The sequence below is a fragment of the Alteromonas aestuariivivens genome, from assembly GCF_003367475.1.
Classification (GTDB): Bacteria; Pseudomonadota; Gammaproteobacteria; order Enterobacterales; family Alteromonadaceae; genus Alteromonas; species Alteromonas aestuariivivens.
This window is the reverse complement of the sequence record NZ_QRHA01000003.1, coordinates 173,483-186,110: the sequence shown is the minus strand read 5'-3', so window position 1 is coordinate 186,110 and position 12,628 is coordinate 173,483. Positions and strand designations below refer to the sequence as shown.

Annotated in this window: 15 protein-coding genes; 13 read left to right on the top strand and 2 right to left on the bottom strand. The window is 49.8% G+C overall.

Translation table 11 applies throughout. The features are described 5' to 3' along the window. Positions 1-192: 192 nt before the first annotated feature. Positions 193-936 (top strand): GDSL-type esterase/lipase family protein, encoded by a 744-nt coding sequence (locus DXV75_RS05235; protein WP_181898363.1) that lies wholly within the window; start codon positions 193-195, stop codon positions 934-936. Here DXV75_RS05235 and DXV75_RS05230 read toward each other — a convergent pair. Continuing rightward, positions 926-1,333, bottom strand: a complete 408-nt coding sequence (locus DXV75_RS05230; protein WP_115592337.1) for a hypothetical protein — start codon at positions 1,331-1,333, stop codon at positions 926-928. The two genes, DXV75_RS05235 and DXV75_RS05230, sit on opposite strands and share 11 nt — an antisense overlap. A gap of 357 nt (positions 1,334-1,690) precedes the next feature. Here DXV75_RS05230 and DXV75_RS05225 point away from each other — a divergent pair, with 357 nt between their 5' ends. The 4 genes from DXV75_RS05225 to DXV75_RS05210 all read left to right on the top strand — a co-directional run bounded on the left by DXV75_RS05225 (position 1,691) and on the right by DXV75_RS05210 (position 5,650). Continuing rightward, positions 1,691-2,878, top strand: coding sequence for a YjgN family protein (locus DXV75_RS05225; RefSeq protein WP_115592336.1), 1,188 nt, complete (start codon positions 1,691-1,693; stop codon positions 2,876-2,878). 9 nt (positions 2,879-2,887) lie between these two features. Continuing rightward, entirely contained in the window at positions 2,888-3,922 is a 1,035-nt protein-coding gene (locus tag DXV75_RS05220; RefSeq protein ID WP_115592335.1) for a M48 family metallopeptidase, read from the top strand. 76 nt (positions 3,923-3,998) lie between these two features. After that, on the top strand, positions 3,999-4,943 hold the full coding sequence (gene rluC, locus DXV75_RS05215) for a 23S rRNA pseudouridine(955/2504/2580) synthase RluC (RefSeq protein WP_115592334.1): 945 nt from the start codon (positions 3,999-4,001) through the stop codon (positions 4,941-4,943). Then, positions 4,940-5,650: an HAD-IA family hydrolase gene (locus DXV75_RS05210; protein ID WP_115592333.1), complete on the top strand. Its 711-nt coding sequence runs from the start codon at positions 4,940-4,942 to the stop codon at positions 5,648-5,650. Before rluC ends, DXV75_RS05210 begins: the two co-directional genes overlap by 4 nt. On the opposite strand, the gene DXV75_RS05205 is transcribed toward DXV75_RS05210, so the two are convergent. Next, positions 5,594-6,199: a Maf family protein gene (locus DXV75_RS05205; protein ID WP_115592332.1), complete on the bottom strand. Its 606-nt coding sequence runs from the start codon at positions 6,197-6,199 to the stop codon at positions 5,594-5,596. The genes DXV75_RS05210 and DXV75_RS05205 overlap by 57 nt on opposite strands. A 179-nt stretch (positions 6,200-6,378) precedes the next feature. On the opposite strand from DXV75_RS05205, the gene yceD reads away from it, so the two are divergent. The 8 genes from yceD to fabF all read left to right on the top strand — a co-directional run bounded on the left by yceD (position 6,379) and on the right by fabF (position 12,582). Further along, on the top strand, positions 6,379-6,906 hold the full coding sequence (yceD, locus tag DXV75_RS05200) for a 23S rRNA accumulation protein YceD (protein WP_115592331.1): 528 nt from the start codon (positions 6,379-6,381) through the stop codon (positions 6,904-6,906). 3 nt (positions 6,907-6,909) lie between these two features. Further along, positions 6,910-7,080 (top strand): 50S ribosomal protein L32, encoded by a 171-nt coding sequence (gene rpmF, locus DXV75_RS05195; RefSeq protein WP_115592330.1) that lies wholly within the window; start codon positions 6,910-6,912, stop codon positions 7,078-7,080. Between the two features lie 20 nt (positions 7,081-7,100). Next, positions 7,101-8,126 (top strand): phosphate acyltransferase PlsX, encoded by a 1,026-nt coding sequence (gene plsX, locus DXV75_RS05190; protein ID WP_115592329.1) that lies wholly within the window; start codon positions 7,101-7,103, stop codon positions 8,124-8,126. Then, the gene (locus DXV75_RS05185) at positions 8,123-9,088 is read left to right on the top strand and encodes a beta-ketoacyl-ACP synthase III (protein ID WP_115592328.1); all 966 of its coding nucleotides are present in this window, start codon (positions 8,123-8,125) and stop codon (positions 9,086-9,088) included. Before plsX ends, DXV75_RS05185 begins: the two co-directional genes overlap by 4 nt. Positions 9,089-9,137: 49 nt before the next feature. Further along, positions 9,138-10,061, top strand: a complete 924-nt coding sequence (gene fabD / locus DXV75_RS05180; protein ID WP_115592327.1) for an ACP S-malonyltransferase — start codon at positions 9,138-9,140, stop codon at positions 10,059-10,061. 25 nt (positions 10,062-10,086) lie between these two features. Beyond that, the gene (fabG, locus tag DXV75_RS05175) at positions 10,087-10,827 is read left to right on the top strand and encodes a 3-oxoacyl-ACP reductase FabG (protein WP_115592326.1); all 741 of its coding nucleotides are present in this window, start codon (positions 10,087-10,089) and stop codon (positions 10,825-10,827) included. Between the two features lie 201 nt (positions 10,828-11,028). After that, the gene (gene acpP / locus DXV75_RS05170; RefSeq protein WP_044056889.1) at positions 11,029-11,268 is read left to right on the top strand and encodes an acyl carrier protein; all 240 of its coding nucleotides are present in this window, start codon (positions 11,029-11,031) and stop codon (positions 11,266-11,268) included. A gap of 75 nt (positions 11,269-11,343) precedes the next feature. Further along, positions 11,344-12,582, top strand: a complete 1,239-nt coding sequence (fabF, locus tag DXV75_RS05165) for a beta-ketoacyl-ACP synthase II (protein WP_115592325.1) — start codon at positions 11,344-11,346, stop codon at positions 12,580-12,582. Positions 12,583-12,628 lie beyond the last annotated feature (46 nt).

The window sequence follows — 12,628 nt, the reverse complement described above, 5'->3', positions numbered from 1 at the left end:
ACTATTGCTGATAAAACGCAGCGATTATCGCACTAAAGACAAGAAATAGGCAAGCAAATAACCACACAAGCAATTTTGGCAAGCGTAATGCGGCCTTTCAGGCCAGTTGATTTCCGCTTTATGCTTCGTTGGATAGGAGCTATTTTAAAGCCGGGCTTGCTTCGGTGCGCGTTAAACAGGGGGCCAACAGAATTGAAAAGTACCACTTCGCAGTCAGGCAACAAAGCTACGGCTATTGTATCTGTTTCACAGGAGCGCAGCGTTATTCCTGCGGTGTTGAATGAACCCTGGGCGACAGCCTGGTGGTTACCCCGTCATGAGCAAAAGGTCGCCCAGGCACGCGGCAAAACGGCTGAGTTGGTGTTGATAGGAGATTCGATTATCCATGGTTGGGAGAACGAAGGGGGGGCTGTCTGGAGGCAGTATTTCGCAGATATAGACACACTGAACCTGGGGTTTAGCGGTGATCGCACAGAAAATGTGTTGTGGCGCCTGCAGCAAGGAGAGTTGGAGAGACAGGAACCTGCGTTGGCGATATTGTTAATTGGAACCAATAATACCGGGCATCGCATGGACACGCCGGAAGCTATTCGTGATGGTGTCAAAGCCATTTTAGCTGAATTGCGAATCCGTATTCCGGCTAGCCCGGTATTACTGCTGGGAATTTTTCCCCGTGGCGCAGATAGTGACGATTCTTTGAGGATCAATAACAACAAAGCCAACGACTTATTGGCGGACCTGGCATCTGAAGCCGAAATTCTGTTTGCCCGCTTCGATGACGCGTTTTTGAAGACAGATGGCACATTAAACAGGGGGATTACGCCCGACATGCTGCATCTCAATCAGTTTGGATATCAAATATGGGCGAGGCAACTACAGCCCTATATTCAGCGCTATGTGCGTGAATCCGGTGGCTATTTGCAACCTATGTTTTAGGCTCTTTGCCTGCGGAGTAATTCACGCCGGGAAAGGTTCCGGCAAATTCCTGCTCCAGTAAAGTGAGTTTTATGCTGGCCTGCTGCAAAGGCAGGTTTTGGTCCCGCACTTCCCTGGACAGTGCAATCAGGCGGCGGTGATATTCCCAGTGCCATTCACCGCGCTGTTCCCATTTAAATGTTCTCTGGAACAAAAGTATGAAGGCAGGAATTGCTGCAATAGCAGCCGTGTATTTTTCATTTCCCTGGCTGAATATCTGAGCAAAAGCCGGATAACTGCTTGCCACTACCATAATCAAAAGTAACAAGTGATTAAATATGAAATCAAACCTGGCATACCAGTAACGTTTGCAAATCTCCCGTTTGATTTCCTTCATAATGGGGGAGTTGTTACTCATGATCGACTCTCCGGGATATTTATGGGTTCGGTTGCTTCGGTGGAAACGAAGCCGCACTTTAGGGCAGTAGTCATTTATTTTGTTCTGTGCTGTATTGGACTCAATTGTTGGATACTGAAATTGCCGTAGTGCAATCCGATACCTGGAATCACTCCGCATATGTAAACCTTAGCAGTATTGGGAATACAGGCATTGGTTTAGCGCTTTTCTGCGCAGTGAAATGTTAAGTATGTAAATGAAGCGTTATGAGCTTTAGTGCTTGACTGAAACTGACGAGTTCCATTAAATGGAAATTCAGCCCTAAAATTAAACCGTTAGTGGGATTTAAGGGAACAATAATAATATCAAGGATTTAATATGAAAAATAACCTAGACTTTGCGAGTTATTCATACCAGGAACTGCTCGAAGCCAGGCAAACTGTGGATGACAAGGCATATCCCGAAAATGCTTCAGAACTGGACGCACTGATTGCAGACCATCCGGATAATCCAGTGAATCAGTTTCGGGAGCCTGAGAGTACAAGAGCTGCTGAGGTTGAGTTCAGTGGCAAAGCAGGCGAATTTTTCTCTATCTGGATTGTTAATTTGTTGCTGACTGTTGCGACACTGGGGATCTACTCAGCGTGGGCCAAAGTCAGAAGCAAACGCTACTTCTACGGCAATCTGTCCATTGACGGTCATCGGTTCTCCTATTTGGCGGAACCCATGCAAATTCTGAAAGGAAGAATTATTGCGGTGCTGTTATTCAGCGCCTACTTTCTGTCATCCTTGTACAGCCCGATATTGAGTGGGGTGATTGCAATAGCTTTGTTTATTGTGTACCCGTGGCTTATTTGCAAGGGGTTGAATTTCAATATGGGAATGACGGCCTACCGTAATGTTCGATTTGGATTTGTCGGGCAGTATGGGCAGGCCTTTAGAGCTTTCGTGCTCTACCCAATTGCGACGGTTTTTACTTTGTATCTGGCACTGCCTTGGGCGTTGAAAAAAATGGATACCTTCATTCTTGAGAACACCCGTTACGGCGATAGGAAATTTACCACCAGCCTGGAAGCCGGTACTTACTTCAAAGCCAGCTATGCTGCTTTTTTCGTTGGCGTTGTAATCGCATTCTGCTTTGCATTCACGGTAGGTTTTGTTGCAGGAGGGTTTGAAGGGCAAGCAGATGGAGTGGCACGCATCAGTACGGTTATCAGTCTTCTGATGTATGTGATTGTGTATGGCGTAACCAGCAGCATTTATACAGCCCTCATCAGAAACCACATGTTTAGTGTTAGCCAGCTGGAAAATGCAGCAACGTTTGGTTCAGATATGTCGGTAGGTGGTTTACTGAAACTCAGGGTTACCAATTTACTGGCGGTTATTTTTTCACTTGGCCTGGCGTTACCCTGGGCTAAGGTGCGAACCACACAATTTTTTGCAGCTCACACCCAGGTGAATGTGCTTCCAGGGCTAGATGAAGTCGTGGCAACTCCTGAGCAGACAGCCAGTTCTGCTGCTGAAGAAGTTTCGACGCTGTTTGATCTTGATGTGTCACTGGGCTAAGGGATCGTAATGTACGGTCCTTATGAGGGGCAATATTACCTTGCTGGCAGTTCGAGCTGCCAGCGGGTAATTGTCAGGATAACAGAGAAACAGCTGCTGGTGTCTGGGTCAGAAGGCGGTGAGCTGGTTTGTTGCAGTGAACAACCGGAACTTAAGGTACAGAGCAGGGTGGGCAATTTGCCTAGAGAGGTAGTGCTGCCAAACAGGGATATGCTCTATGTCGAAGGGGGCCCGGAACTGGACAGCTGGCTGGATGGAAACAGCCATATGTCTGTTGCATCAAAGCTGGAAAAAAGCCGGGCGTGGTTGATAGGTAGCCTGGTGTTTTCGCCAATTTTACTGTTTGGTATTTTTAAATATTTGGTACCTGCACTGGCTATAACTTTTGCCGCCTACGTACCTTATTCACTTACCAAAGTCACCTCGGCACATACGCTCGCGGCACTGGATAAATCGATCTTGAACGCAAGCCAGCTGGACGCCCAGCGTCAGTCTGATTTGCAGATGGCGTTTTCAGCTACCATCGAGCAGTTCAGTGACGATGAAAAATTCTACAAGGTTCTTTTTCGAGACTCTGACGAAATGGGGGCCAACGCTTTTGCGTTGCCCGACGGTACCATAGTGTTTACCGATGGTATTGTTGAACTGATGGACGGCGACGCACAGCTGCTAAATGCTGTTCTGTTGCATGAAATAGGGCATGTGGAACACCGGCATTCCATGCGGATGATTGCCGAATCGCTGGCCTCTACCTTAATCATCAGCTATTTTTTTGGCGATGTGAGTGGAGCTGTGGAGTTATTCTTTGGTGTTTCCGGTACTGTGGTGCAAAACCAGTATTCACAAAAACTGGAATGGCAGGCGGATGAGTTTGCCCTGCAACAGGCGCCGCGCGTTGGTTTGCAACCAGAGGATTTTGCTGATGCCATGCAAACTCTGGCCGATTCTCATCCCGGGAATGATTACCTGATGAGGCTTTTCAGCTCTCACCCTTCAATAGAAGAGCGTATCGAACGGGCTAGAGCAGCACAGGTAAAGGAATAAGGGACTGTAAAAAAATAGCGGCATTATAAAATGGTTGCTAGTGGGGCCTTGGGGATATGCGGTATACTCCGGGCCCATGAAACAAGACGCCCCTCAAACCGTTCAATTTATTACTATCGATGCTGACCAGCAGGGCCAGCGAGTCGACAACTTTCTGCGTACCCAGCTAAAAGGCGTACCCAAAAGCATGATTTACCGTATCCTGCGTAAAGGCGAGGTACGGGTCAACAAGGGGCGTGTTAAGCCCGAATACAAGCTGCAGGCGGGTGATCTGGTGCGTGTGCCCCCCGTGCGGGTATCTGAAGGTGCACCTGCGCCATCCCCTAAACTGCAGAAAATCGCTGAGCTTGAGTCACAGATTCTGTTCGAGGATGACCGCTTGCTGGTTATCAACAAGGCATCGGGTACCGCAGTTCACGGTGGTAGCGGCCTGAGTTTTGGATTAATTGAAGGGCTGAGAGCTTTGAGGCCTGACACGCCTTTTATGGAACTGGTTCACAGGCTTGACCGCGATACGTCAGGGTGTATTTTGATTGCAAAACGTCGTTCGGCTTTGCGACATCTGCATGAGCAATTGCGTTGTGGCCAGATGGACAAACGTTATCAGGCTTTGGTCGCGGGGCAGTGGCCAGAAAATCGTTTTAAGGTAAAAGCGCCGTTAAAGAAGAATGTGTTGCAGTCCGGTGAAAGACTGGTCAGCGTCAGTGACGCAGGGAAACCATCGGAGACCCGTTATCGACTGTTGCAAAGCTATAAGGGCGCGACACTGGTTGAAGCCTCGCCAATCACCGGCCGTACCCACCAAATCCGGGTGCATTGCCAGCATGCCGGTCATCCTATCGCCTGTGATCCCAAGTACGGCGACAGTGAGTTTGATGCGCACATGCGTAGCCTTGGCCTGAATCGTTTGTTTTTGCACGCAGCAAGTATCAGTCTGACTCACCCTAAAACCGAGCAGCCCATCCGTTTTGAAGCCCCGCTGAGTGAAGAGTTAATTGCAGTATTGGATAAATTGAAATGAAGCAGTACAAGTTAGTGATTTTTGACTGGGACGGAACCCTGATGGATTCAGCCGCCAAAATCATCAATTGTATGCAGTTGGCTGCAAAGGCCTGCGGCCTTCCTGTACCCACCGATAACGCAGTGGCGCACATTATTGGCATCAGTCTGCAACCTGCCATCAGGCAGTTGTTTGATATTGACGACGAGATGGCTGATAAAGTGGTGCTGGCATACAAGCAGATTTATCTGCAGCAGGACGCTACACCCTGCCCATTGTTTGATGGTGTGGAGGCGTTACTGACGGCACTCACAAGTGCGGGGATCACTCTTGCGGTAGCAACCGGTAAGGCAAGAAGAGGGCTGCAACGAGCCTGGGACAGTACGGCGACCGGTCATTTTTTCAGCCATTCCCGCTGCGCCTGTGAGGCGGACTCCAAACCTTCCCCGGATATGCTTGCCCAACTGCTTGTCGAGACCGGAGTTGATGTGGATGAGGCGGTTATGATTGGTGACACCACCTACGACATGCAAATGGCGAAAGCCTTGGGAATGGACCGGATCGCAGTTTCCTACGGTGTGCATGCGCCGGTGAATTTGCAGGCGTTTGACCCTTTGGTCATTGTTCATTCGGTTAACGAACTACTGGGCCTGTTATTACCCCAGTCTGAATCAGCGAGTCGCAAGCTCGAGCAGGTCGACACCGGATTGTGCAAGCAAGTCCCTTAAAAGCAATACCGGTAAGCCAATAAGACTGTTTGGATCGCGGGAGTCAATGGCATCGAACAATAAAATGCCTTTGCCCTCGCTTTTAAAGCTGCCGGCACAGTCATAAGGTTCCTCAGTGCGCACATAGCGTTTGATTGCTGAAAGAGACAGCGGGCGAAAATGAACCTGGGTAATATCTATATCAGCGTACGACAAGTTCTGGCTTTCGCTATGAACGCACACGGCAGTGTAGAAGTTGACGGTTTTGCCCTGACACATCTGTAATTGCACCACGGCATTGTCAAAGTTGCCAGGTTTACCCAGCAATCGTGGTTGCCCGTTTACTTCTACGCAGGCTACCTGGTCACTGCCAATAACGAGCGCTTCAGGATGTCTTATTGCCACTGCGCGAGCTTTGGCTTGTGCCAGACGCATTGCGAGTTGCTGCGCCGATTCCTGTTCTGTGGGGGTTTCATCCACATCAGGAGCGATGGCGGGTACATCAAGCCCCAGCGAGGCCAACTGCGCCTGACGATAACGGGAAGATGATGCGAGAATAATGGGCTTCATTGGCCTATTGCTTAAGCGAAACATATGTCGCAGTATAAAACTTCAGTGCTGGGGTAAGGTAATTTATTTTTCTGTTCACACACCAGTGCGAACTTTCGGCCGGTTATCGCCAGGATATTTCTGATTCCGGTGATTAAATCTTTGACACCAAAGGGTGGAGCCTATATTATGCGCGCCCTATGCAGAAAGTGAAATTACCGCATTCCGTTGAGCCAGTCAAAAGCGCTATGAAGCGTTCCGATTATCGGGGCGTGATGGCGAGTAAAGATATGGAACGACTGTGCGGTACTGTTGTCCGTTGTGATGACTGGGTGGACGCCGAAGTACAGTTTGAAAAAGACGCGCAGGGTCTTACTGTTTTTCACGGCCATCTTGATACACAGGTCACACTTCTCTGTCAGCGATGTAACGGAGAGTTTGACTTTCCACTTCACGTAACGTTCTGTTTCAGCCCGGTGCAGGGGCATCAGGACAGTGAAGAGTTACCCGCAGCTTACGATCCGGTTGAGGTTAACGACCAAGGAGAAGTCGATTTACTTCAATTATTTGAAGACGAGCTGATCCTGTCTTTACCTATTGTGCCCCTTCATGCAGAGGAGGATTGCACGGTAAGCGAAGACGATATGCAGTTTGGCGAAATCGAACCGGAACAAGAGCGACCAAACCCTTTCGCGGTTTTGAAAGAACTTAAGCGAGACCAGGAGTAAGTTATGGCAGTACAACAAAATCGTAAAACGCGTTCTAAGCGCGGTATGCGTCGCTCTCACGATGCATTGACAGGCGCGACTTTGTCTGTCGATTCAACGTCGGGCGAAACACACCGTCGTCATCACGTAACCGCTGATGGTTACTATAAAGGCAAAAAAGTTATCGCTGGCTAATCGCTGTCGGTGACAATATTTTGTCTGAGCTAACCATCGCGTTAGATATCATGGGGGGCGATCATGGTCCCCCTGTTATCCTTTCCGCCGCCCTTAAGGCGATTCAAAAACACCCCGATACCCACTTTATACTGTGTGGCCAACGCACGGTTATAGAACCAGCACTGCTTGAACTAAGTGATCAGCAACGTACCCAGGTAACCATTGAGCATTGTGACGAAGTGGTTGAGATGGGCGAAGCCCCCACGGCGGCGCTGCGCACTAAAAAATTCTCCTCCATGCGCCGAATCATTGAGCTGGTGCAAAGTGGTGAAGCGGACGCTTGCGTAAGCGCCGGAAACACAGGCGCCTTGCTGACTTTGGCATTCTACATCCTAAAAACTTTGCCAGGCATAGATCGTCCGGCTCTTATTTCAGCCATGCCTACCGCGGAACATCATAAGGTTTTTCTGCTCGATTTGGGTGCCAACGTTAACTGTACTTCGGAAATCCTGTTTCAGTATGGCGTAATGGGCTCGGTTCTTGCGCAACAGGTGGCCGGAATTGACACTCCCAGGGTCGCGCTGCTGAATGTGGGGGAAGAAGACATCAAAGGCAATGCGCAGGTGAAATATGCGGACCAGCTGTTCCGCAACGCGCGCGGTTTAAACTATATAGGCTATGTAGAAGGGGATGACATTTTTGCTGACGTTGCGGATGTGGTGGTGACCGACGGTTTTACCGGCAACATCGCGCTAAAATCTACCGAAGGGCTGGCCAAGCTGGTTATCAAAGAGGTCAAAAGGCAATCACAGGTAAATGTTTTTACTCGATTTATGGCCCGTGTGGCGCTGCCGCTGCTAAAAACTATTTATAATCGGGTGAACCCCGACCAGTATAACGGTGCCAGTCTGATAGGATTGCGCGGAATTGTTATCAAGAGTCATGGGAACGCCTCGGCTGATGCTTTTTACTACGCCATACGTCAGGCAAGAGAAGAAGCCAGAATGCGGGTTCCCGAAAAAATAAGAAGCAAAATTGAAACCGTCTTGTTGGAGCAGCTTTGAGTAAATATTCACGATTTATCGGTACAGGTAGTTATTATCCTAGTGAAGTTCGCACGAACGCGGACCTGGAATCTATGGTAGACACCAGTGATGAGTGGATAACCGATCGTACCGGAATCAAGGAGCGGCGTATCATCGGCGCAGATGAGACCGCAGCTACCATGGGCTATGAAGCCAGTAAGAAAGCCATAGAAGCCGCCGATATCGATCCAAAATCCATCGACATGATTGTCTGCGCCACCACCAGTGGGCGTTATGCTCTGCCGAGTACAGCCTGTGAAATCCAGCGTATGCTGGGTATCGACGGTATACCAGCCTTTGACGTAGCTGCAGCATGTGCTGGTTATTGCTACGCGCTGAGTGTTGCGGATCAGTACATCAAGTCCGGAATGGCCAAGCGCATTCTGGTGGTAGGAACCGATTGTTTAAGCCGGCTTGTTGACCCTGCGGACCGAAGCATGGTGATCCTGTTTGGCGATGCGGCTGGAGCAACTCTGATTGAAGCCAGTGATGAGCCCGGCATTCTGTCTACCCACATTAATGCCGCAGGTTCCTACGGCGATTTGCTATACGTTGGACACCCGACACGCGGTGATGAAGCCTCCATACACCAGAACTGGGGGGTAATGAAAGGCAACGAAGTTTTCAAAGTTGCGGTAACCAAATTGTCTGAAGTGGTTGAACAGACCCTGGAAGCCAACAACATGGCCAAGTCGGATCTTGACTGGCTGGTACCTCATCAGGCCAATTTCCGTATTATTAAGGCAACCGCCAAGAAACTCGACATGTCGTTGGATCAGGTTGTACTGACCCTGGAAAAGTACGGCAACACCTCCGCTGCAACCGTACCTACTGCACTGGATACCGCCATTCGCGATGGCCGAATCCAGCGAGGCCAGAATTTGTTGCTTGAAGCCTTTGGTGGCGGTTTCGCGTGGGCGTCTGCGCTGGTCCGCTATTAGTACAGGCTTAAATCTTTTCCAATCCAAGATTAAGAATAAGGAACTCTATATGACACGCATAGCATGCGTATTTCCTGGACAGGGTTCGCAATCCGCCGGAATGCTCAAAGAACTGGCTGATGCACATTCCTCCGTTCTGGATACCTTTAACCAGGCTTCGAATATCCTCGGATACGATTTGTGGGATCTTGTGCAAAACGATGCCGACGGCAAACTGAATGAAACACAGGTTACCCAGCCTGCGTTGTTGACTGCCAGTGTTGCGGTCTGGCGTTTATTGCAGGAACGTGGATTGCAGGCTTCCTATCTGGCGGGGCACAGTTTGGGTGAGTATTCTGCCTTGGTTTGTGGTGGTGCGCTGGCATTTGAAGACGCGGTAAAGCTTACCGAAGCCCGCGGTCAGTATATGCAGCAGGCCGTGCCGGCAGGTGCAGGAGCGATGTACGCCATTATTGGCCTGGATGATGCGGCCATTACCGAAATCTGTCATCAGACTGCTATTGCCACAGGCGAGGTGGTCGCGCCTGTGAATTTCAATTCTCCAGGCCAGGTAGTAATTGCCGGTGAAAAGTCAGCGACAGAACAGGCGGCAAGTGCCTGTAAGGAAGCCGGTGCAAAAAGAGCACTGCCACTTGCAGTCAGCGTGCCTTCCCATTGTGAGCTTATGCGCCCTGCGGCAGATAAGCTGGATGAAGCTTTGTCCGGGATCAGTATTCAAACGCCAGCTATTAACGTGGTGAATAATGTTGATGTCACTATCGAGACCGAGCCTCACGCCATTCGTTCTGCTTTGGTGCGTCAGTTGTATTGTCCCGTACAGTGGACTCGCAGTGTGGAATACCTTGCATCTGCCGGCGTGGAGCGTGTGATTGAGGTTGGGCCGGGTAAAGTCCTGACCGGATTGATCAAGCGTATTGATAAATCACTGGATGCATTTGCGATAAATACGCCAGAAACACTGGCAGAACTTTGAGCTATCTGCGTAAAAGGATCACGAAATGAAACAATTTGACGGAAAAGTCGCGCTGGTCACAGGTGCCAGCCGCGGAATTGGTAAAGCCATTGCCATGTCACTCGCAGAGCAGGGGGCTAAGGTAATCGGCACTGCTACCAGTGAAGGTGGAGCTTCAGCCATTGGCGAATATCTGCAACCTTTTGGTGGCAAAGGACAATGCCTCAATGTAACAGACAAAGCTGCAGTCGAATCAGTAATCAAGTCCATTGGCGATGAGTTTGGTGGTGTGGATATTCTGGTCAATAACGCCGGTATCACTCGTGACAATCTGCTGATGAGAATGAAAGATGAAGAGTGGCAGGACATTATTGATACCAACCTGACGTCCATCTTTACGTTATCCAAAGCGGTACTGCGCGGCATGATGAAAAAGCGCAAAGGGCGTATTATTAATGTTGGTTCAGTGGTGGGTTGCGCCGGGAACGCAGGTCAGGCAAACTACGCCGCCGCCAAAGCCGGGGTGATTGGTTTCAGTAAATCGATGGCCAGGGAAGTGGCCTCCCGAGGCATCACTATCAATGTGGTTGCTCCCGGCTTTATTGACACGGATATGACGAAAGCATTGACAGACGACCAGCGAGAGGCGATCTTTAAGGACATTCCGGCCAACCGGTTGGGGCAGCCTGAAGAGATAGCGGCAACGGTAACCTTTCTGGCAAGCGAAGGTGCGGCATACATTACCGGTGAAACCATTCATGTGAATGGCGGTATGTACATGAGTTAATTGCACATTTGTGTGTAAACATTTAAGCTGGGGTTGTAGTATACAGGCAGCCTGGTTGTAGAATTTTAATTTAATACACTTTGGAACGTTGCTGGTTTGACCACGAAATTTGTTGTTTCTGGTGCTTGCAAGCGGATACCTTGCAAAATAAACTAGCGACACTTTAGAAAAATCTAGTGACGTTAAGGGAAACCTAGAACTATGAGTAACATTGAAGAACGCGTTAAAAAGATCATCGTTGAGCAGCTTGGCGTGAAAGAAGAAGAAGTAAAACCTGAGGCCTCATTCGTTGACGATTTGGGCGCGGACTCACTCGACACTGTTGAGTTGGTGATGGCGTTGGAAGAAGAATTCGATACTGAGATTCCTGACGAAGAAGCAGAGAAAATCACTACTGTTCAGTCAGCAATTGACTACATCAACGCTAACAAGGACGCGTAAGCTCCTTACCTTGAAAAACGGCTCATCTGAGCCGTTTTCTGTATACCCACCTTAGTTCCAATACGAGGGCTTTTTGTGACAAAACGTCGCGTAGTGGTTACTGGTCTTGGCATGTTGTCTCCGTTGGGTCAGTCTGTTGACCAAACCTGGAGCCGTCTTCTGAACGGCGAAAGCGGTATCGGTGACATCACGCATTTCGACTGCAGTAACTATTCCACCCGTTTTGCAGGTCAGGTCAATGACTTTGATCCGCAAGAATACATCGAAAAGAAAGAAGCAAAGAAAATGGACCGCTTCATCCAGCTGGGTATTGCAGCTGGTAAGCAGGCGCTGGCGCATTCCGGTCTGGTGGTAGACGCCTCCAATGCAGACCGTGTTGGTGTGGCAATCGGCTCGGGCATAGGTGGCCTTGAGCAGATTGAACAGAATCATCTGAAGTTGCTCAACAGTGGCCCTAAGCGCGTATCGCCATTTTTCGTGCCTTCGACCATCACCAATATGATTTCCGGCTTTCTTTCCATTATGGAAGGCCTGAAAGGCCCTAACCTGAATATCGTGACCGCCTGTACCACAGGTGTACACAATATCGGTGTTGCTGCCAGAACCATCGCCTATGGAGATGCGGATGCCATGCTGGCGGGCGGAGCCGAAGCTTCCATTACGCCGTTAGGCATTGCCGGGTTTGCCTCCGCCAGAGCGTTGTCTTCACGCAATGACGATCCACAGGCGGCCAGCCGCCCCTGGGACAAAGACCGTGATGGCTTCGTAATGGGCGAAGGGGCAGGCGTGGTCATGCTCGAAGAGTATGAGTCTGCGGTAGCCCGTGGCGCAACCATCTATGCGGAACTGGTTGGCTTTGGCATGAGCGGTGACGCCTATCATATGACATCACCACCGGAAGACGGCGAAGGCGCTGCGGCTGCAATGGTAAATGCATTGAAGGATGCTGGCATTTCCAGCGACGTTATTGGTTACATCAATGCCCACGGTACCTCAACGCCAGCGGGTGATGTGGCTGAAGTGGCAGCGGTCAAGCGGGTGTTTGGTGAGCATGCTTGTAAAGTACTGGTGAGTTCAACCAAATCCATGACCGGGCACTTGTTGGGTGCCGCGGGTTCGGTTGAAGCAATCTTCACTATTCTGGCATTGCGCGACAAAGTGGCACCGCCCACTATTAACCTTGACCAACCCGGTGAAGGCTGTGATCTGGATTTTGTGGCGCATACCAAAAAATCCTTTGATGAACCGTATGCTCTGTGTAACTCGTTTGGGTTTGGCGGAACCAACGGGTCATTGATCTTTAAACGCATCTGATGCGATTGAGACAAATCTGTCGAAGGCAACCGTTACGGTTGCCTTT

What these genes read in the sequence shown, in the direction of transcription:
- DXV75_RS05230 (WP_115592337.1), bottom strand. Translation starts at nt 1,333, where the DNA reads ATGAGTAACAACTCCCCCATTATGAAGGAAATCAAACGGGAGATTTGC.
- fabG (WP_115592326.1), top strand. Translation starts at nt 10,087, where the DNA reads ATGAAACAATTTGACGGAAAAGTCGCGCTGGTCACAGGTGCCAGCCGC.
- DXV75_RS05220 (WP_115592335.1), top strand. Translation starts at nt 2,888, where the DNA reads ATGTACGGTCCTTATGAGGGGCAATATTACCTTGCTGGCAGTTCGAGC.
- yceD (WP_115592331.1), top strand. Translation starts at nt 6,379, where the DNA reads ATGCAGAAAGTGAAATTACCGCATTCCGTTGAGCCAGTCAAAAGCGCT.
- DXV75_RS05205 (WP_115592332.1), bottom strand. Translation starts at nt 6,199, where the DNA reads ATGAAGCCCATTATTCTCGCATCATCTTCCCGTTATCGTCAGGCGCAG.
- DXV75_RS05225 (WP_115592336.1), top strand. Translation starts at nt 1,691, where the DNA reads ATGAAAAATAACCTAGACTTTGCGAGTTATTCATACCAGGAACTGCTC.
- rpmF (WP_115592330.1), top strand. Translation starts at nt 6,910, where the DNA reads ATGGCAGTACAACAAAATCGTAAAACGCGTTCTAAGCGCGGTATGCGT.
- DXV75_RS05210 (WP_115592333.1), top strand. Translation starts at nt 4,940, where the DNA reads ATGAAGCAGTACAAGTTAGTGATTTTTGACTGGGACGGAACCCTGATG.
- rluC (WP_115592334.1), top strand. Translation starts at nt 3,999, where the DNA reads ATGAAACAAGACGCCCCTCAAACCGTTCAATTTATTACTATCGATGCT.
- fabD (WP_115592327.1), top strand. Translation starts at nt 9,138, where the DNA reads ATGACACGCATAGCATGCGTATTTCCTGGACAGGGTTCGCAATCCGCC.
- acpP (WP_044056889.1), top strand. Translation starts at nt 11,029, where the DNA reads ATGAGTAACATTGAAGAACGCGTTAAAAAGATCATCGTTGAGCAGCTT.